General features: G+C 70.5%; 17 protein-coding genes and 1 pseudogene. 13 read left to right on the top strand and 5 right to left on the bottom strand.

Annotated elements, in window-relative coordinates:
- The first annotated feature begins 284 nt into the window (after positions 1-284).
- A complete protein-coding gene (locus tag ACGFIS_RS24490) occupies positions 285-1199 on the top strand; it encodes an alpha/beta hydrolase (protein WP_392972623.1) in 915 nt (304 codons plus the stop codon).
- Positions 1200-1357: 158 nt separating this feature from the next.
- Positions 1358-1702, top strand: a complete 345-nt coding sequence (locus tag ACGFIS_RS24485) for a hypothetical protein (protein ID WP_392904404.1) — start codon at positions 1358-1360, stop codon at positions 1700-1702.
- Between the two features lie 46 nt (positions 1703-1748).
- Here the strand turns inward: ACGFIS_RS24485 and ACGFIS_RS24480 are convergent, their stop codons facing one another.
- Positions 1749-3392 (bottom strand): DUF885 domain-containing protein, encoded by a 1644-nt coding sequence (locus tag ACGFIS_RS24480; protein ID WP_392904407.1) that lies wholly within the window; start codon positions 3390-3392, stop codon positions 1749-1751.
- A 66-nt stretch (positions 3393-3458) separates the two neighbouring features.
- The gene (locus tag ACGFIS_RS24475; RefSeq protein WP_392904409.1) at positions 3459-3737 is read right to left on the bottom strand and encodes a hypothetical protein; all 279 of its coding nucleotides are present in this window, start codon (positions 3735-3737) and stop codon (positions 3459-3461) included.
- 764 nt (positions 3738-4501) lie between these two features.
- Between ACGFIS_RS24475 and ACGFIS_RS24470 the strand changes: the two genes are divergently transcribed.
- The 9 genes from ACGFIS_RS24470 to ACGFIS_RS24430 all read left to right on the top strand — a co-directional run bounded on the left by ACGFIS_RS24470 (position 4502) and on the right by ACGFIS_RS24430 (position 13506).
- The gene (locus ACGFIS_RS24470) at positions 4502-5518 is read left to right on the top strand and encodes an AAA family ATPase (RefSeq protein WP_392904411.1); all 1017 of its coding nucleotides are present in this window, start codon (positions 4502-4504) and stop codon (positions 5516-5518) included.
- Positions 5515-6600: a DUF58 domain-containing protein gene (locus ACGFIS_RS24465; RefSeq protein ID WP_392904413.1), complete on the top strand. Its 1086-nt coding sequence runs from the start codon at positions 5515-5517 to the stop codon at positions 6598-6600. The genes ACGFIS_RS24470 and ACGFIS_RS24465 overlap by 4 nt, the downstream gene beginning before the upstream one ends.
- Positions 6597-7544 carry a VWA domain-containing protein gene (locus ACGFIS_RS24460; RefSeq protein ID WP_392904415.1) on the top strand — a complete coding sequence of 316 codons (948 nt, stop codon included), beginning with the start codon at positions 6597-6599 and terminating at the stop codon, positions 7542-7544. Before ACGFIS_RS24465 ends, ACGFIS_RS24460 begins: the two co-directional genes overlap by 4 nt.
- A 50-nt stretch (positions 7545-7594) precedes the next feature.
- A complete protein-coding gene (locus tag ACGFIS_RS24455; RefSeq protein WP_392972621.1) occupies positions 7595-8209 on the top strand; it encodes a class I SAM-dependent methyltransferase in 615 nt (204 codons plus the stop codon).
- Positions 8206-8757 carry a TrmH family RNA methyltransferase gene (locus ACGFIS_RS24450; RefSeq protein WP_392972619.1) on the top strand — a complete coding sequence of 184 codons (552 nt, stop codon included), beginning with the start codon at positions 8206-8208 and terminating at the stop codon, positions 8755-8757. Before ACGFIS_RS24455 ends, ACGFIS_RS24450 begins: the two co-directional genes overlap by 4 nt.
- Before the next feature lie 122 nt (positions 8758-8879).
- On the top strand, positions 8880-9218 hold the full coding sequence (locus ACGFIS_RS24445) for a TraR/DksA family transcriptional regulator (protein WP_392904424.1): 339 nt from the start codon (positions 8880-8882) through the stop codon (positions 9216-9218).
- Positions 9218-9625, top strand: a complete 408-nt coding sequence (locus ACGFIS_RS24440; RefSeq protein ID WP_392972617.1) for a hypothetical protein — start codon at positions 9218-9220, stop codon at positions 9623-9625. The genes ACGFIS_RS24445 and ACGFIS_RS24440 overlap by 1 nt, the downstream gene beginning before the upstream one ends.
- 45 nt (positions 9626-9670) lie before the next feature.
- Positions 9671-12763, top strand: a complete 3093-nt coding sequence (locus ACGFIS_RS24435) for a Tn3 family transposase (protein WP_392904166.1) — start codon at positions 9671-9673, stop codon at positions 12761-12763.
- 41 nt (positions 12764-12804) lie between these two features.
- Positions 12805-13506: a hypothetical protein gene (locus ACGFIS_RS24430; protein WP_392904164.1), complete on the top strand. Its 702-nt coding sequence runs from the start codon at positions 12805-12807 to the stop codon at positions 13504-13506.
- A 221-nt stretch (positions 13507-13727) separates the two neighbouring features.
- On the opposite strand, the gene ACGFIS_RS24425 is transcribed toward ACGFIS_RS24430, so the two are convergent.
- From ACGFIS_RS24425 to ACGFIS_RS24415, 3 genes are all read right to left on the bottom strand, one after another.
- On the bottom strand, positions 13728-14645 hold the full coding sequence (locus ACGFIS_RS24425) for a hypothetical protein (RefSeq protein WP_392972615.1): 918 nt from the start codon (positions 14643-14645) through the stop codon (positions 13728-13730).
- Positions 14642-15235 (bottom strand): recombinase family protein, encoded by a 594-nt coding sequence (locus ACGFIS_RS24420; RefSeq protein ID WP_392904159.1) that lies wholly within the window; start codon positions 15233-15235, stop codon positions 14642-14644. The genes ACGFIS_RS24425 and ACGFIS_RS24420 overlap by 4 nt, the downstream gene beginning before the upstream one ends.
- 592 nt (positions 15236-15827) lie before the next feature.
- Positions 15828-16796 (bottom strand): WD40 repeat domain-containing protein, encoded by a 969-nt coding sequence (locus ACGFIS_RS24415; RefSeq protein WP_392904157.1) that lies wholly within the window; start codon positions 16794-16796, stop codon positions 15828-15830.
- 287 nt (positions 16797-17083) lie between these two features.
- Here ACGFIS_RS24415 and ACGFIS_RS24410 point away from each other — a divergent pair, with 287 nt between their 5' ends.
- Positions 17084-17527: a rod shape-determining protein gene (locus tag ACGFIS_RS24410; RefSeq protein WP_392972613.1), complete on the top strand. Its 444-nt coding sequence runs from the start codon at positions 17084-17086 to the stop codon at positions 17525-17527.
- 369 nt (positions 17528-17896) lie between these two features.
- Positions 17897-18213, top strand: a pseudogene (locus tag ACGFIS_RS24405) (transposase); the annotation flags it as partial.

Raw genomic sequence — 18213 nt, 5'->3', positions numbered from 1 at the left:
GCCTACGCCCTCTGAGGCCCGTTCCGTCCGGGGACGGGTTCCCGCCCTTGCGGGGGCAGGACACCGGCGAGGTACCCGGCGACGGCGGCGTGCAACTCGCCGGGGCCGGATCGCCCGCCTGACCGCCCTGTCGGGCGCCGCGCCCGTCGCGGCCCGCGACGCCCTCCTGCGGCTCGCCGGTCACCTGGGCCCCACCGCGATCCTGCGGCAGGCCGACATGCCCTACCGCTGGCACCCGCCCGCGGCGGCGCACAAGGGGCCGTAGGCTCAGCGGAGGAGGAACGATGGGACGCGACCCCGAATACCTGGCGTTCATGCGCAACCGCCTCGCCGAGCCCGCCGCGCCGGGCCGCGGCGTCCAGGACGCGCGCCGCGAGCACGCCGCCGACCTCGCCCGATCCCCGCGGCCGCCGGTCCACACCGTGCAGGACCTGGTCATGGACGGGCCCGCGGGACCACTGCCCGCACGGCTCTACCGCCCCGCCTCCACCGCCCCCGTACCGGCGCTGGTGTTCTTCCACGGCGGCGGATGGATGCTCGGCGACGTCGACTCCTACGACCCCGTCGTGCGGGCGCTCACGAACGCCAGCGGCGTCGCGTGGGTGTCGGCCGGGTACCGCCGCCCGCCCGAGGACCCGTTCCCGGCCGCGCTGGACGACGCCGTCGCCGCCACCCGCTGGGTCGCCGCCCACGCCGCCCGCCTCGGCCTGGACCCCGCCCGGATCGGCGTGGCCGGCGACAGCGCCGGCGGTCAGCTCGCCGCCGCCGCGGCCGGACGGCTGCGCGCCCCCGGCCCCGCGCGGCCCGTCCTGCAGGTCCTCGTCTACCCCGCGCTGGACCTGCGCCGCAACCCCCCGCAGCCGCCCGACCCCGACGGACTGGTCTTCCCGCCCTCGGGCGCCGACCGCGCCCTGCGCGCCTACCTGCGCGGCACCGACCCGGCCCACCCCGACGTGTCGCCGCTGCTGGACCCCGACCCCCGCGGCCTGCCCGCCGCGATCATCGCGACCGCCGAACACGACCGGCTGCGCCCCCAGGCCGAACGGCACGCCGCACGGCTCACCGACGCCGGCGTCCCGGTGACCCTCATCACCGGCACGGGCCTGGACCACGGATTCCTCGGCTGGAGCGCGTTCGCCCGCCGCCCCGCCGAGGCCGTCGCCGACATCGGCGCCGCCGTCCACCGCGCCCTCCACTGACCGCGCCCTCCACCGACCCCGGTTCCGGACGGAACACAATCACCGCGACACAGACCTTAAAGACCCTTGCCTGTCCCGTTTAACCGGCTTGACGTGGGAAATCACAGAAGCACAACCCCCTAGCCCGGAAACCCACCCACGGTCAAGGAGGCCACAGCGTGCACAGGACGCACGAGATGCGGATGATCCAAACCGCACAGTCCGGACACGAGGAATGGGCCTGCACCACCTGCGGCCGCCGGATCCTGCTGCGCTGGCCCCCCCACTACGACAAGCGGATCATCGAACCCGGCGACGAAAAGGCCTGCCACGTCGGCAGCGCCACCGCCGACACACCAACGGAACCGGTCCCCCCGGCCACCACAACGGGCACCATCGCAAACGGCACCGGCCCCCACGAGGCCGCCGCCGACGAGGCGCCCGTCACCCACATCCCCAACGGGCGCCGATGGCTGCGCGAAACCGGCATGGAAACCTACACCGCCCCCGCCCGCCCAACCTGAACACCCCCCGCCCGCCAAGCCCACGCGGCCACCGGATCCCACCGGTTCAGGGACCCGCCAACTCGGCACGCAGCAGATCCAGCCCCATCGGCCCCAGATCAAGCGCCCTGCGGTGGAACTCCTTCAAATCGAACCCCGCACCGCCACGACGCCGCGCCGCCTCCCGCGCCTCCAGCCAGATCCGCTCACCCACCTTGTAGGCGATCGCCTGCCCCGGCCGCCCCAGATACCGGTCGATCTCGAACGCCGCCGGCGCACCCGCCTCCGGCCCCATATGCGCCCGCAAGAACTCCAGCCCCAGCTCCGGCGTCCACCGCTCCCCCTCATGAAACCCCGCCCCCCGCGGGATCCTCAGCTCCAAATGCAACCCGATGTCCAAGATCACCCGCGCCGCACGGAACTGCTGCCCACCCGCCAGCATCCCCAGCCGGTGCGCCGGATCCCGGTAATGCCCCAGCTCGTCCATCAACCGCTCCGCGTACAGCCCCCACCCCTCGCAATGCCCCGGATGCAGCTCCCCCGCCACACGCTGAAACCGGTTCAAACCCGGGTTCAGCGTCGTCACACCCAACTGCAGATGATGACCCGGCGCACCCTCATGGAACATCGTCGCCGGAACCGTCCACGTCACCACCTCCGCGGACCGGTCACGCACCGTCCACCACACCGTCCCCGGACGCGACAGATCCTCCGCCGGCGCCAGATAGTAGACACCCGACTCCACCGGCGGCACCCGGCACTCGATCCGCCGCAACGGCCCCGGAACGTCGAAATGCACCCCGTCCAGATCCTCGATCGCCCGGTCGGCCAGCCCCTGAATCCACCCCAGAAAAGCCTCCGCCCCCACGATCCGGTACGCCGGATCGGCGTCCAGCGCCGCCAGCACCGCCGGCACCGGCTCACCCGGCAGAATCCGCCCCGCCGCCTCCGCCATCTCCGACTCGATCCGCGCCAGCTCCTCCCACCCCCACCCGTACGTCTCCTCCAGATCCAGATCCGTCCCAAGGAAATCCCGCACACCCAGCCGATACCGGTCCGCCCCCAGCGCATCCCGCACCGGCGCCCGCCCCGCCAGCTCACCCGCCAGGAACGACGCGAACTCCTCCAGCGCCGCCGACGCCGCCGTCACCGCGGCGTCCACCACACCCCGCAGCGGCCCATCCCCGTACCGCGCCGCCAGACCCTCCAGATACGCCGGAACATCCCGGCACTCGGCGGCATTGCGGACCACCTGCCGCCGCGCCGCCGACCGCCCCGCCCGGCACGCCTCCACCAGCGTCACCCGCAACCCGCCCAACGCACCCGGCACGGCACCGACACGCCCGCAGACCGACTCCCAGTCGGTCTCCGCCCCCTGATCCAGCAACTCCACCGCCGTCCGGATCCGCTGCACCGGCCCGTCGATGGTGTCCAGCACACCATCGCGCACACCCGCCTCACCCAGCGCAACATCCACCCGCAGACGCTCCCGCAGCACCTCCGCCGCCACCCGCCCGCCGCCCCCGACCGCGATCCGGTCCAGCTCCACCAGCGACCGCCGCGCCAGATCCGCCCGCGCCGCCACCCCGTCCGGCCCGTAGTCGGTCAGCCGCCCGTCCTGCCCCGAGATCCCCATCATCGCCGCCAGACACGGATCCAGCGCAGCGAACTCGTCCACATACCGGTCGGCGAACTCATCCAGTGCCGTCATCGCCCCAGGCTACGACCGGCCACCCCAGAAGTGATCATGAGAATGTGCCAAAACGGCGCCCGCATCTCAGCGCGCCGCGGCCGCCAGCCGAACCCCCAGCGCCACCAGCACCACACCCGACCCCGCGCATCCGGCCACACAACGCAGCCGCACAAGGCGGCCGCCAACGCTCACACCTACAGCGGCGCGCCCCCACCGCCACCCGTCCCCGACGGAGACGGCGAAGGCACCGGAGATGACGGAGACGGCGAAGGCGACGTCGGCGTCCGCGACGGCGAAGGCCGCTCGAACGTCGGCGTCGGCTCCGGCGGCGGAGGAGGCGGCTCCTCCACCTCCGGCTGACACGCGAACAACACCCCCATCAGCAACGCCAGCACCAGCAAACCCGCCGCCAACGCCACCGTCGCCGCCACCAGATTCCGCCGCGGCTCACGCTCCCCCACCCCCACCCCCACCGCACCCGCACCCGCCGGCGGCCCCGGACGCTCCAACGCCGGCTCCCCCGACCCCAGCCAATACGGCTGGAACTGCGGCCCACGCCGCCGCCCACCCCACCACGACCGACCCGACCCCTGGAACACCACCGGCTCCAGAAACCGCTCCGCCCCAGCACGATCCGCCTCATACAACGTCGCCACCCACGGCGCCGGCCCATCCGGCTGCGCCGCCACCACCGGCGCCGGCCCACCAGGACCCACCGCCGGCCCGGCCCCACGCCCCGGCACCGCCGCATTGATCGCCGCACGGAACCGGCCCCGCGCCGCCGCATCCCCCGCGGCACCCCGATTCAGCACCGCCACACTCGCGCGCCGCCCCTCACCGTCCACCCCCAGGAACACGATCCCGGCAGCGGACTCCGACAAACGCGCGGACAAGCGGAACGGCCCCAGCTGAGCAGGATCACCCGGGGGCAACGGCCTCGACATGGCCGCAACACTAACAACCACGCCCTACCATCGGCTCGGACAACGACCCCCCGCACCGGACACCCCCCGCCCCCAACCGATCACCGGCGACGCGCACGTATCCCCGGCGAACGGGTACAAGTGATCGCGTAGGGTCGTAAAGGCGCCCAGCCCGGCACCCAGGCACAGTGAGGGAAACCCACAATGACCATCGCCGCCACCGACGTCGACGAGGCCGCGGCCCTCCTCCAGAACACCCTCGCCGAGGTCAAAAAAGTCATCGTCGGCCAGGACCACATGGTCGAACGAATGATCGTCGCCCTCCTCGCCCGCGGCCACTGCCTCATCGAAGGCGTCCCCGGCGTCGCCAAGACCCTCGCCGTCGGCACCCTCGCCAAAGTCGTCGGCGGCACCTTCGCCCGCCTCCAGTTCACCCCCGACCTCGTCCCCTCCGACATCGTCGGCACCCGCATCTACCACCCCTCCACCGAACAGTTCGACGTCGAACTCGGCCCCGTCTTCGTCAACTTCGTCCTCGCCGACGAGATCAACCGCGCCCCCGCCAAAGTCCAGTCCGCCCTCCTGGAGGTCATGGCCGAACACCAGGTCTCCCTCGGCGGCAACACCTACCCCCTCCCCGACCCCTTCATCGTCCTGGCCACCCAGAACCCCATCGAATCCGAAGGCGTCTACCCCCTCCCCGAAGCCCAGCGCGACCGCTTCCTCATGAAGATCGACGTCCACCACCCCGCCGCCCACGAAGAACTCCAGATCCTCCAGCGGATGAGCGTCGACCCACCCGAAGCCACCCGCATCCTCGACACCCCGCGCCTCGCCGGACTCCAGCGCGCCGCCGAAGAGGTCGCCGTCCACGAACTCATCGCCGACTACATCGTCCGGCTCGTCATGGCCACCCGCGAACCCGAGCAGTACCGCCTGCCCGACCTGCGCGGCGTCATCGACATCGGCGCAAGCCCCCGCGCCACCCTCGGCATCGCCTCCGCCGCCCGCGCCCTCGCCCTGCTGTCCGGACGCGACTACGTCCTCCCCGACGACGTCCGCGCCGTCGCCCGCGACGTCATGTCCCACCGCCTCGTCCTCACCTTCGACGCCCTCGCCGACGGCGTCGACACCGCCGACGTCATCGCCCAGATCGTCACCGCCGTCCCGCCGCCCCGCGTCGTGTGGAACCACGGAGCAGCGGCGGTGACCAGCGCATGACCCACCCATCGGACGAGCTCGGCTCGGCCCGGCGCCGGCGCAGCGGCAAACTCGCCCACCTCGCCCCCGAACGCACCCTGCGCCGCCTCCAACTCCAGGTCACCCGCCGCCTCGACGGCCTCCTCAACGGCGAACACCTCGGCCTGCTCCCCGGCCCCGGCACCGAACTCGCCGAAGCCCGCCTCTACCAGCCCGGCGAAGACGACGTCCGCCACATGGACTGGGCCGTCACCGCCCGCACCACCACACCCCACGTCCGCGACCTCATCGCCGACCACGAACTCGAAGCCTGGGCCCTCGTCGACCTCACCCCCAGCATGGACTTCGGCACCGGCACCATGATCAAACGCGACCTCGCCGTCGCCGCCCTCGCCGCCGTCGGCTTCCTCACCGTCCGCCTCGGCGACCGCGCCGGCGCCTACCTCCTGCACTCCGACGGCATGCGCCGCTGGCCCGCCCGCACCGGCAAAGCCGCCATGTACGCCCTCCTCCAAGCCGCCCTGGACGCCCAATCCGTCCACGACGGCGCCCCCCGCACCGGCAAGGCCCGCACCGGCGCCACCACCCCCCACGACCTCGCCGCCGCCATCACCTCCCTCGACCGCGGCCAGACCCGCCGCGGCCTCCGCGTCGTCATCTCCGACTTCCTCGCCCCCGACGGCGGCGACCCCACCCCCGGCCTCGACCCCGCCTCCCCTGCCGCCACCCACGGCCGGCCCGACTGGGAACGCCCCCTGCGCCGCCTCGCCGCCCGCCACCAGGTCCTCGCCATCGAGATCATCGACCCCCGCGAACTCGACCTCCCCGACATCGGCCTCGTCGAGATGACCGACCCCGAGACCGGAACCGCCCACGAGATCGTGCTGAACCGCCGCGTCCGCGAGCAGTACGCCGCCGCGGCGGCCGCCCAACGCGACCGCAACCGCGAGGCACTGCGCCGCAGCGGCGCCCACCACCTCGTCCTGCGCACCGACCGCGACTGGATCGCCGACATCGCCCGCTTCGCCCTCCGCCAACGCCGCGCAGCCGGCCGGTCCGTCGAGCGGAGCCCGTCCGTCAGCACCGCGGGAGCGCGCCCATGACCTTCCTGTCACCCGAACGCCTGTGGCTGCTCGGCCTCCTGCCGCTCCTCGCCGCCGCCTACACACTGCTGCAGCTCCGCCGCGGCACCTACGCCGTCCGCTTCACCAACCTCGCCCTGCTGTCCCAGATCGCCCCCAAACGACCCGGATGGCGCCGGCACGTCGCCGCCGTCCTGTTCCTCGTCATGATCGCCCTCATGATGGTCGGGTTCGCGCGCCCCGCCGACTCCGTCAAAGTCCCCCGCGACCGCGCCACCATCATGGTCGCCGTCGACGTCTCCCTGTCCATGATGGCCAGGGACGTCCCGCCCAGCCGCTTCGAAGCCGCCAAGGCCGCCGCCAAGACGTTCATCGGCGACCTCCCCGGACGCTTCAACGTCGGCGTCGTCGCCTTCGCCGGCAGCGCCAACCTCGTCGCCGCGCCGTCCGCCGACCGCAACGCCGCCATCGCCTCCATCGACCAGCTCGTCCTCGCCAAGCGCACCGCCATCGGCGAGGCCGTCTTCACCTCCCTGCAGGCCGTCCGGTCCTTCGACGCCGAAGCGCGCCAGGACCCCCCGCCCTCCCACATCGTCCTGCTGTCCGACGGGGACAACACCACCGGACGCACCGTCCAGGAGGCCATCGACGCCAGCCGCGTCGCCCAGATCCCCGTCTCCACCATCGCCTTCGGCACCCCCTACGGCACCGTCGACATCGAGGGCGAGACCACCAGCGTCTCCGTCAACAAGGAGACCCTGCGCGCCCTCGCCGACAGCACCGAAGGCAAGGCCTACGAGGCCGCCGACGCCGACCAGCTCCGCGACGTCTACACCAACATCGGCAGCTCCCTCGGCTTCAAGACCGAGCACCGCGACGTCGCCGCCCGCTACACCGGCATCGCACTGCTGTTCGCGCTCGGCGCCGCGGGCGCCTCCCTGGCCTGGTTCTCCCGGCTGCCCTGACGCCCCGCCGCGGCGCCGGTACCCACCGGACGCTGATACGGTCGGCCGACGTGGGGGAACACTACTTCGCCGAACGGCCCGACGCCGCCAGCCGCCGCCGTTCCGTCGACCTCGTCCTGCCCGACCTGCACCTGCGCCTCGACACCGACAGCGGCATGTTCTCCCCCGACCGCGTCGACCCCGGCACCCGCGTCCTCCTCGAAACGGCCCCCACCCCTCCGCAGGCCGGCGACCTCCTCGACCTCGGCTGCGGATACGGCCCCATCGCCCTCACCCTGGCCAAGCGTTCGCCCCAGGCGATGGTTTGGGGTGTGGACGTTAATCAACGAGCCTTGAAACTCGCAGAAGGCAATGCCAAAACCGCGGGCCTTGACAATGTAAGGTTCATCTTGGGGGACGAGGTCGACCCCGATCTCCGCTTCACCGCGATCTGGTCCAACCCCCCGATCCGCATCGGCAAGGCCGCCCTGCACGACCTCCTCCTGGCCTGGCTCCCCCGCCTCACCCCCGGCGGCCACGCCCACCTCGTCGTCCAGAAGCACCTCGGCTCCGACTCCCTCCAGCGGTGGCTCGACGGCCAGGGCTTCCCCACCGAACGGATCGCCTCCCGGTCCGCCTACCGCGTCCTGCGCGTCGCACCCCGAGCAGAAGGCCCCACCCCATGACCACCCCCGGCCCCGCGCAGGAGCGCAGGCAGCTGCGCCCCACCGACGTCAAACGCCTCAACCGCGACTGGCGGCGCCGCACCGGCGCCCGCCTCGGCCTCCTGGTCGAATCGGTCACACAGCCTTTCAACGTCGGCTCCATCGTCCGCAGCGCCGCCGTGTTCGGCGTCGACCACCTCTGGCTCGCCGGCAACACCACACCCCCCACCCACCGCAACGCCGCCAAAACCGCCCTCGGCACCGACCGCCTCGTCACCTGGGAACACGCGGGCACCCCCGCCGAAGCCGCCGCCGCCGTCCACAAAGAAGGCCTGCGCCTCATCGCCGTCGAACTCACCACCGACGCCGTCCCCCTGCACGAAGCGCCCCTCGACGGCGACGTCTGCCTCGCCGTCGGCGGCGAGGACCACGGCTGCTCCCCCGCCCTCCTCGCCGCCGCCGACGCCGTCACCTACATCCCCCAGATCGGACGCGTCGGCTCGCTCAACGTCGCCGTCGCCACCGCCATCGCCCTCGCCGAGGCCCGCCGCCGCGAATGGAGCGGCTGACCCCGGCTGCACGGCGCCCCGACCGAAGATGGGTGTCACACCCGATGGACGACCGCTCCCCCGCCGTCCATGGTGGAGGTCGGCCGGCCCGTGACCCTGGCGCCGAAGGGAGCCCGAGAGACATGACGGTGAACATCGCGGTCCACGGCACGTCCGGCGGCTACCCGCCGGACGGCGCGCAGACCCGCCAGGCCCGGGAGCTGCTCCAGCGGGAGCGCCAGACCCGGATCGCCCAGCTCGCCGTCCTGGAGCACGAGGAGGACGGCGCCCCCGACGAGGCGTCCTTCGCCCGCCGCGAGAGCCTGCAGGGCACGCTGGAGGAGATCGACGCCGCCCTCACCCGCCTCGACGACGGCACCTACGGCCTCTGCGAAGACTGCCGCGAACCCGTCCCCGCGGGCCGCCTGGAGATTCTCCCCTACGCGCGCCGCTGCGTGCGGTGCCAGCAACGACGGCGCTGATGCCCACCCTGACGCCGCCCGGCCCGCACGCGGCCATCGACCTCGGCAGCAGCCGCATCCGGGCGACGCTGCCCGCCCGCGACGTGCTCGTCGACCGCCCCTCGGCGGTCGGCGGGCCCGCCCCCACCGGCCGGACCGGCCGTACCTTCCGGGCCCGCCCCATCGAGCACGGCATGGTGACCGACGCCTGCGCCTGCACCCGGCTGACCCGCCTCACCCTCCTGGAAGCCGACCCCGAACGCGAACTCCGCGAAATCCTGCTCGCCGTGCCGGCAGCCGCCAGCGGCGCCCAGCTCGACCGCGCGGCCGCCGCCGTCCGCGCCGCCGCAGGCCGCCCCGTCCGCACCATGGACGGGTGCCACCGGAATACGGCAGAAACGGGCCGCGCTCTTGATCATCGGCCGTAGACTCCAGGGGTTCGCGCTGGTTGGTGACGGTTTCCGGGGGTTCGGGTGGCGTCGATCGACCGGACGGCGTACCCGAGGTTCACGCGGGCGGTGTCTGCGCGGGAGCTGGCGGAGGTGTTCACTCCGTCAGCCGGCGAGGTGGAGTGGGCGCGCGGTAAGACGCAGGATGACCAGCACCTGCTGGCGTTGCTGGTGTGGCTGAAGGCCTACCAGCGGCTGGGGTACTTCCCGAAGCTCGCCGACGTCCCGGCGGTGGTCGCCGAGCACATCCGCAGTGTGGTCGGGTTGCCCGAGGGCGTGATGCTGGCTGAGGCCGCGGAGCGGTCGGCGAAGCGGCATCGGAGTTTCGTGCGCACCCGGATGGGCGTCACCTACGACGCGGCCGGGGTTCGGGCGGTGGCGGCCGAGGCGATCGGCAAGGCAGCGCAGGCGAAGGACAATCCGGCTGACTTGATCAACGTGGCATTGGAGGAGCTGGTCCGGGCGCAGTGCGAGCTGCCCGGTTACACGACGCTGGACGAGCTGACCAAGAAGATCCGCACCGAGGTGAACCGCGGGTTCTTCACGCTGGTGGCGGGCCGGGTCGATGCTGCGGCCCGGGCGGGGCTGGCCCGGCTGCTGGCGGTGGATCCGGTCTCCCGGCGCAGCGAGTACGACGGGTTGAAGGACGTGGCGCAGGCCGCGTCACTGGGCAAGTTCAAGGCCCGTCTGGCGTTTCTGCGGGACCTGGACGCGATCGGCCCGACCGAGGCCTGGCTGGAAGGCGTCCCGCCGGGCAAGGTCGCGCACTTCGCCGGTGAGGCGCGGGTGACCGACGTCGCGGACCTGCGCAAGGTGCTGGATGAGGACAAGCGGCTCACGTTGATCGTCAGCCTGCTGCACACGGCGCGGACCGGGGTCCGTGACGACGTGGTGACGATGTTCTGCAAGCGGATCGCGGCGATCCACAAGAAGGGCCGTGACCAGCTGGAGGCGCTGCGGGAGATCCACCGGGCGGAGTCAGAGCGGCTCTTGGGCGTGTTCGGCGACGTCCTGGACGGCGTCCGCGAAGCCACCACCCCAGCCGGGCAACAGCCCGACCAGGACGCGGCTGGCGCTGCGGGCGGGGCACCGGGGGACGTGGCCGAACGGGCCGGCCGTCTGGTGCTTAAGGCCCTGGAGCAGGCGGGTGGGCTGGAGGCGCTGGCAGCCGCGCACGAGGCGGTCTCAGCCCATCACGGCAACAACTACCTACCGCTGCTGGAGGCGCACTACCGCTCGCACCGCTCCGCTTTGTTCACGCTGGTGGAGTCGATCGATCTGGAGTCGACCAACGCCGACCGCAGCGTGCTGGACGCGGTGGAGTACCTGCAGGCCCAGCGGAACGCCCGCGCCGCGTTCGTCCCCGAACAGGTCACGGTGGAACAACAAGCCCCCGACGGCACGACGGTGATGGCGACGTTGTCGGCGGACGTGGACGCGTTCGCCTCAGCGATGTGGCGGAAGATCCTCAAGGATCCGGCCCGGCCAGGGATGCTGGTGCGCCGCCACCTGGAGGTGTGCGTGTTCTCCTACCTCGCCGCGGAGCTGCGGTCGGGGGACATCGCGGTGGCGGGGTCTGACTCCTACGCCAACCTGCACGACCAGCTCATGAGCTGGCAGGAGTGCGCGCCGCTGGTGGAGGAGTTCTGCGCCGAGGCCGGGCTCCCGACGGACGCTGCGGAGCTGACCGGCCACTACCGGGGGCTTTTGACCGAGGTCGCCGCAGGCGTCGACGCCGGCTATCCGGGCAACACCGACCTCGTCCTGGAAGGCGGCCGTCCGATCCTGCGGCGACGGAGGGGCGCCGAGCGCAGCAAGGAGGCGCTTCTCCTGGAGGAGGCGGTGCACGATCGGTTGCCGCAGCGGGACCTGCTGGACATCCTCACCCGCACCGCCTACCAGCTGGGCTGGCACCACAGCTTCGGGCCCGCCTCCGGATCGGACCCGAAGATCAAGGAAGCGCTCGGCCGGTACGTGCTCACGGTGTTCACCTACGGCACCCTGCTCGGCCCGGCCCAGGTCGCCGCGCATATGCGCGGCAAGGTCAGTGCTGCCGAGCTTGCCCGGGCCGCGAACCAGCACGCCACCAGCGAGAAGATCGCCAAAGCCTCCACCACGGTGATCAACGCGTTCAACCAGCTCGATATCGCCTCGGTGTGGGGTGACGGCAAGACCGTCGCCGCGGACGGTTCCCAGGTCGAGACGTGGGAGAACAACCTCCTTGCGGAAAGCCACATCCGGTACGGCGGCTACGGCGGTCTGGCCTACCGGCACATCTCCAACACCTATGTCGCCTTGTTCTCCCACTTCATCCCGTGCGGGGTGTGGGAGGCGGTCTACATCATCGAGGGCTTGTTGAAGAACGCCTCAGAAATCCAGCCCGACACCATCCACGCCGACACCCAAGGCCAGTCGCTGCCGGTCTTCGGCCTCGCAGCGCTCCTGGGGTTCGACCTGCTGCCCCGCATCCGCAACTGGCACGACCTGATCTTCTACCGGCCCACCCCGGAGACCGCCTACCAGCACATCGACTCGCTGTTCGGCGACGAGGCGATCGACTGGCGGCTCATCGAAACTCACTGGACCGACCTGCTGCGCACGGCGATCTCCATCCGGCAGAACCGGATCTCCTCGGTCACCCTGCTGCGCCGTCTGGGCAACCACTCTCGTAAGAACCGCCTCTACCGGGCCTTCCGCGAACTCGGCCGCGCCGTCCGCACCATCACGCTGCTGCGGTATCTGTCCGACCCGGACCTGCGCGAGCAGATCACCCAGGTCACCAACCGCAACGAAGCCTTCCACGGCTTCGCCGACTGGCTCATGTTCGGCGGCAAACTCATCGGCCACAACGACCCCGACTACCAAGAGAAGATCATCAAGTTCAACGAGCTGCTCGCCAACTGCGTGATCTACTCCACCGCCTGCGACATCACCGACGCCGCCAACGCCATCGCAGCCGAAGGCCGCCCCGTCGACCCCGACAACCTGGCCACCATCTCCCCCTACATCACCCATGTCATCCGCCGGTTCGGCAACTGGATCCTCAACCTCACCCCACCGGCCGCCACCCCGACCACGCAACTCGACCTCGAATCCCGCGTCCTGTTCGCCCCATGATCTAAAGCCAGGACTACCGAGACCCTCAACTGGAGGAAATCGTGGAAACCGACTACGAACGCAGACTTCGCGAGACAGTGGAGAAGATCAAGGCGCGCAGTTCCATACGAACGGAAAAATACGACCGGGGACCGTTGGCTGTTTACATGGAACGCGCCGAAGACGCATTTGAGATAATACGGAAAGTGGAGGATATTCCGCTATCCGAAGAACTGACTCGGAACTTTCACCGTCATTCCAGCCTCTTGTTCGCCTGGCGGGCTCTGGACCCGTTCAAGGCGATCGCAGGTGAATTCCGTATCATGCACATCGGCGAGGCGGTGATACGTGGCGTACCGAGATCGGTGATCAATCCGGCGGCCCCCGAAGAAGTGCGGCAACTGGTCGAGGAGTTCAAGATATTCGAGACCCATCCGGTGGGGGGGACCGGCACCTACTCCGCGCTGAGGCTCACCCGGAACCAGGACTCGTCGGAGATCTGGTACTTCGACATCAGGCAGGGTCCCACTCGGCTCCGCATCGGCTACGGCGACTACCTCGACGTTATGTTGCGCACCAGGGGTCTCTACGACTGGCAGTACCTCTTCGCGGAGCCGGATCCGGACAACTACGGGATGTGCGCCTCACTGCCCTACCTGCGCGACGGGCTCGACTTTCTTGCCCATGAATTCCCCGATGACGACCTGTCGGATCTCCGGGCCAGATTGGAGGAGCGTATGCGAATCACGGGCGAAGAATCGTAGAGGTGTGAGCCGGGTGAGGACAAAGGCCGCGCCAGTATTTTGATCTTGAGCGGTGTCACCAGTTCTGCTCCCCATGATCGACGGGCTTCGCCGCATCGTCTTTATGGACGGAGGTTTCTGGACGGTTTCGAGCCTGGTCGTTAGAGTGTCTGTCGATTTCCGAAGTCCTCTGCACAGATTTCCGAAGTCCTCTGCTCAGAGGGATGAGCGGGCTGGCCTCGTCAGTCGGCTGGCGGGGTGTCGTCGGTGGTTTCGGGGACGTAGCCGCATACCTGTGGGGCGCATTCGGGCTTGTGGTCACGGCCCCATAGGTAGGTGTCGCGTTCGGTGGAACGGGCGCGGTGTAGGAGGCGTAGCTGTTCTCGTCGGGGCACGGTCGGCGGCAGCGCGGCGAAGGTTTCCGGGAGTACGGCGAGCATGCCGCTGACCTGCTCGCCGTCGTACATCCGCAGCAGCACGGTGCACTGCCACCAGCGGATCTTCCCGCCGCTGGCATTTGAGTTGCCGGGCCAGTAATAGCTCGCCGGGTCCGGTACTAGGTAGTGGACGCCGTCGGGATCCAGGTGTTCCCGGAGCCATGGTCCGCCTTTGCCGAGTCCGAGTCGCAGCCGCCCGGCCTCGGTGTACAGAGCGCAGATGGCGTCGGTGTCGAGGGCTTTGAGGATGCGTGCTTCGGCTGGCAGCGGTTGGCGCCCGATCGGGGCTCTGACCGGCCAATGCCCCAGGAGAACACCGGCCCACTGCCTCAGCGTCATCGGCGACGGGCCCTTGCGGTGAGCTGGGAGCGGTGGCGGTGGCGTCCACGTCAGCCCCGCCTGTTCCACGTGACGCAGCATCCATGCGCGCCCTTCCGGGCCGGCGGTGTTCCAGGTCCAACTCATCGGCCGTTGCGCCATCGCCTGCTGGAAGCTGCTGAGGGAGGCGCCTTTGCGGGACGGCCGCCAGCGACGTGGCCGGGCGATTCCCGGCATGTTGTGGCACAGGTCGGCAAGGAACCTCATGCGGTCCAGGTCCTCCTCGACGGAGCTATCCTCCGACCTCCGCCGGGCATTCCCCGCCAGGCAGCGGATCTCGATGAACGCCTTGGCGGCTAGCAGCGCGGCCACGTCCCGATCGAGCCTGGCATCGCGGCGACTCATGCCGCTCCGCCTACACGTTCTTGGCCGGCGCGTTCGAGGACGCGGTACACCGTCGCCCGCCCGACGGAGAACACCTCCATCAGCTCGGCGATGGTGTACTCACCGGTGGCGTGCATGCGCACCAGCTCGGCCTGCTGCCGGCTGGTCAACTTCGGTGCGCGGCCCTTCAGCTTGCCGCGGGAGCGGGCGATGGCCATGCCCTCGCGGGTGCGCATCTTCAGCAGGTCGGCTTCGAACTCGGCGAACACCGCCAGCATGTTGAAGAACATCTTGGACATGGGGTCGGCCGGGTCGTAGATGCTGCCGCCAAGCGACAGCCGGACGCCGCGGGCGACCAGGGCGTCGCCGATGTCGCGGGCGTCGGGCACCGAGCGGGCCAGCCGGTCCAGCTTAGGGACGACCAGGGTGTCGCCGACGCGGACGGCCGCGAGGGCCTGGTCGAGGCCGGGTCGTTCCCGGTTGGTGCCGGTCAGTCCCTTGTCGAGATAGATGCGGTCTTCAGGCACGCCGAGTCCGAGAAGGATCTCGGTCTGGGCAGTGAGGTCTTGCAGGACGGTTGAGCAACGGGCGTAGCCGATGAGTTCTCCCACCCGCGCAGCGTACCGTTTAGCCCCCCTTCACCGGACAGATTCGCGGACTACCTATGTGAGACAGCGTCGCCGCAGGTCGCGTTCGCGTCCGGGCGCTCACCGTTGTTGTCCGGTGAGCGTTCCCCTAACGGACACCCCAACCCAAGATCATTCTCACCGCCAACGGCTGTCCGCAGGTTCCTCAACCCCGGTCAGGCCGAGGGGATCGCCGCCGCCAAGCGGCGCGAGGCCGAGAGGAAGATTCTGCCCGGAAAGCAGCGCATCGGCCGCCCCCGGGTCATCGGCCCCGCTGAACTCGCCGCCCTGCGGCGCCTGGTCGACGAGGGCGTCTCCGTCGCCGAAGCAGCCCGCACCCTCAGCGCGCTGACCAGCAGATACTTGAGCCACGGCCCGTTTCCGCCGTATTCCGGTGGCACCCCTTGAAGATCGGGCGTTCCACCGCCTATGCCCGCGCTCTCCGGCCTGTCAGGACACGACCGTTGAGTGCCAGGCTCAAGCCCCGAGCCTTGCTTGTGATCATTTGCGGGATGGTAGTGATCAACACCGACACCGTCACGGGGTTGCGGGCAAATGCCCATATCTGGGGGATGGTTCAGACTGGACGGAGTTGTTCGGCGAGGTCGGTCTCGTCCCAGATCCGCAGGACGCCATCATCCCCGCCGGTAACGAGAGAGGGACGGCCGTCGACGGTCGCCGCCTGCATCGCCGTGACGCGATACCCGGACGTGGGAATGCGGCCGACCAGGGTTCCGTCCTTGGCGTCCCGCAGGCGCAGCGAGTTCTGGATCGGCATCACCAATAGCGGACGACCGTCGACATTCGTCACCGCCATCGAGTCGGGGAGCCCTTCCTTTAGGAGAACAGGGCCGTAGAGGGGTTTGCCGGCGCCGAATGGCCAGGCGTAGAGCCCGACCTTCTTCACCACCGAGAAGGCCATCGCGTCCTGATCCAGCACGCACGTGGTCGCGGCCCGGATCGGGCCCGGGAACGGTGCGTACTCGCCGATTTCGGTGAGCGTTGTGGCGTCCCAGGCCGTGATCCTCTCCCCGAACCCGAGGATCAGGGTACGGTCGCCGTCCCGAACCAAGGCGAGCCGCCGCAGATTCGGTACGTGGCCGAGTACCGTGACGGCGCCGTCAGGCGCCCAGAGCCTGATCTCGTCCGAGTACAGCTGGTAGGTCACGAACGCCTCGTCGAGCGCGATGACAGCGGCCGTGTACGCGCCGCTGAGAGGCGTGCGGGCCACGATTTCGCCGCTGTCGAAATCCCACAGCGCCGGTTCCTGCTCATGGCCGCCCGCCGCCAGGAGCAGCCTTCCGCCGCGGGAGAGGGCCGCGAACGTGGTGAGGACGTTGTCCGCGTCGGGGAACGCGGCCATCCTCGGGTCTTCCGCGTGCACGTACGTCAGATCCGATGACGTCCAGCGCCCGGTCGACGGCGTCCACGCGCTGATGCCGTAGCCCCGGTCGTCGATGCAAAAGACCATCGAGGCGCCCGCGTGCTGGACGACCTGGACCTGGCCGATCAAAGCTCCGCCGGATTCGTCGTCCGTTGTGATCATCTGCGAGATGATAGTGATCCGTCCCCGGGGTGTTCAGGCGTTCGAGGAGTTCGGTGGCGGCGGTCCAGACCTCGCGGCGCTCCTCGCACATGTCCGGGGAGGGGCCAGCCGGAATACGCCTGAAAGGTATCGTCGGGTCACGTTGTAGGTCGACGAGGGCGTCTCCGTCGCCGAAGCAGCCCGCACCCTCAAGATCGGCAGATCCACGGCATACGCCGCACTCTCAGCGCGCTGACCAGCAGATACTTGAGCCACGGCCCGTTTCCGCCGTATTCCGGTGGCACCCCATGGAGGCACCGCTCGCCGCCGCGATCGGCGCCGGCATCGACCCCGGCGACCCCCGGCCCCGCCTCATCCTCGACATCGGCGCGGGCATCGTCGAGGCCGCCGTCATCATGCGGGGCCGCGTCCACGCCGCCCGGTCCATCCAGTACCTGCCCGAACACCGGGCGGGCCACAGCCTGCCCCGTATCCCCGAGCACGTGCGGGGACAGATCGCGACCGGGATCCGGCACATGCTCACCGACCTGCCGGTCCCGCTGCGCCGCACCGCCCGCAGCGGCGGGCTCTTGCTGACCGGCGGCGGCGCCCGCCTGCCGTCCCTGCCGGGCCGGCTCACCGCCGAGATGGGCCTCACCATCGCCATCGCCCGCGACCCCGCCCGCGCCACCATCCGCGGCCTCGCCCGCACCTGCCGGTCCCCCGAGACCTGGCGCCTCACCCGCACCTGACCGCGCATCCGGCGCCCGCGAGGCGCTACCATCGGCCCGTGCAGTTCCTCATATTTGCGTAGGACGTCCCGCGCCGCCGGGAAGGCGACGGCGGCATCCGGCGTCCCCGCAAACCGCCCCGGCCCGGACCGGGGCCTTTCTGAGGAACACCCCTCCTGTGACTGCGTCGTACGCGGCCGTCCTGCGCACACCGCACGCCCTCCGCACCTTCGCCTGCGTTCGACATAATTCGGGGGTCCTGGAGCACTCCACCGCCTGAACCTGCAGGTCAGCGGGTCGAGGGCTGGACTAAGCGCCAGAATCGCCTAGAGACGCGATTTCAAGGATTAGCATGCGGCGACCAGGGGCGCGGCTCTATCGTCTGGAGTCGTGTACGTGAAGACGACCAAGCGGGAGAACAAGTCCGGGACGGTCCGTTACCTGCACCTGGCCCACAACCAGTGGGACCCGGCCAAGGGCCGGGCCGTGCCGAAGGTGCTGTTCACCTTCGGCCGCGAGGACGAACTGGACCGCGACGCGGTCAAGCGGCTGATCGCGTCTCTATCGAGGCTGCTGGAACCGGGCCAGACCCCGGCCGCGACGGCGGCCTCTGACCTGGAGTTCAGCGCATCGGTCCCGTTCGGCGGCGCCTACGTCCTGGACCACCTGTGGCGGCGGCTGCGCATCGACCGGATCGTCACCGGAGC

The sequence above is a fragment of the Spirillospora sp. NPDC048824 genome (genome assembly GCF_043198455.1).
Classification (GTDB): domain Bacteria; phylum Actinomycetota; class Actinomycetes; order Streptosporangiales; family Streptosporangiaceae; genus Spirillospora.
This window is presented reverse-complemented; position numbering and strand designations above follow the sequence as displayed.

Excerpts from the sequence above, each read along its gene's own strand:
- ACGFIS_RS24490 (WP_392972623.1), top strand. The coding sequence starts at position 285 with ATGGGACGCGACCCCGAATACCTGGCGTTCATGCGCAACCGCCTCGCC.
- ACGFIS_RS24480 (WP_392904407.1), bottom strand. The coding sequence starts at position 3,392 with ATGACGGCACTGGATGAGTTCGCCGACCGGTATGTGGACGAGTTCGCT.
- ACGFIS_RS24470 (WP_392904411.1), top strand. The coding sequence starts at position 4,502 with ATGACCATCGCCGCCACCGACGTCGACGAGGCCGCGGCCCTCCTCCAG.
- ACGFIS_RS24465 (WP_392904413.1), top strand. The coding sequence starts at position 5,515 with ATGACCCACCCATCGGACGAGCTCGGCTCGGCCCGGCGCCGGCGCAGC.
- ACGFIS_RS24460 (WP_392904415.1), top strand. The coding sequence starts at position 6,597 with ATGACCTTCCTGTCACCCGAACGCCTGTGGCTGCTCGGCCTCCTGCCG.
- ACGFIS_RS24450 (WP_392972619.1), top strand. The coding sequence starts at position 8,206 with ATGACCACCCCCGGCCCCGCGCAGGAGCGCAGGCAGCTGCGCCCCACC.
- ACGFIS_RS24445 (WP_392904424.1), top strand. The coding sequence starts at position 8,880 with ATGACGGTGAACATCGCGGTCCACGGCACGTCCGGCGGCTACCCGCCG.
- ACGFIS_RS24440 (WP_392972617.1), top strand. The coding sequence starts at position 9,218 with ATGCCCACCCTGACGCCGCCCGGCCCGCACGCGGCCATCGACCTCGGC.
- ACGFIS_RS24425 (WP_392972615.1), bottom strand. The coding sequence starts at position 14,645 with ATGAGTCGCCGCGATGCCAGGCTCGATCGGGACGTGGCCGCGCTGCTA.
- ACGFIS_RS24415 (WP_392904157.1), bottom strand. The coding sequence starts at position 16,796 with ATGATCACAACGGACGACGAATCCGGCGGAGCTTTGATCGGCCAGGTC.
- ACGFIS_RS24410 (WP_392972613.1), top strand. The coding sequence starts at position 17,084 with ATGGAGGCACCGCTCGCCGCCGCGATCGGCGCCGGCATCGACCCCGGC.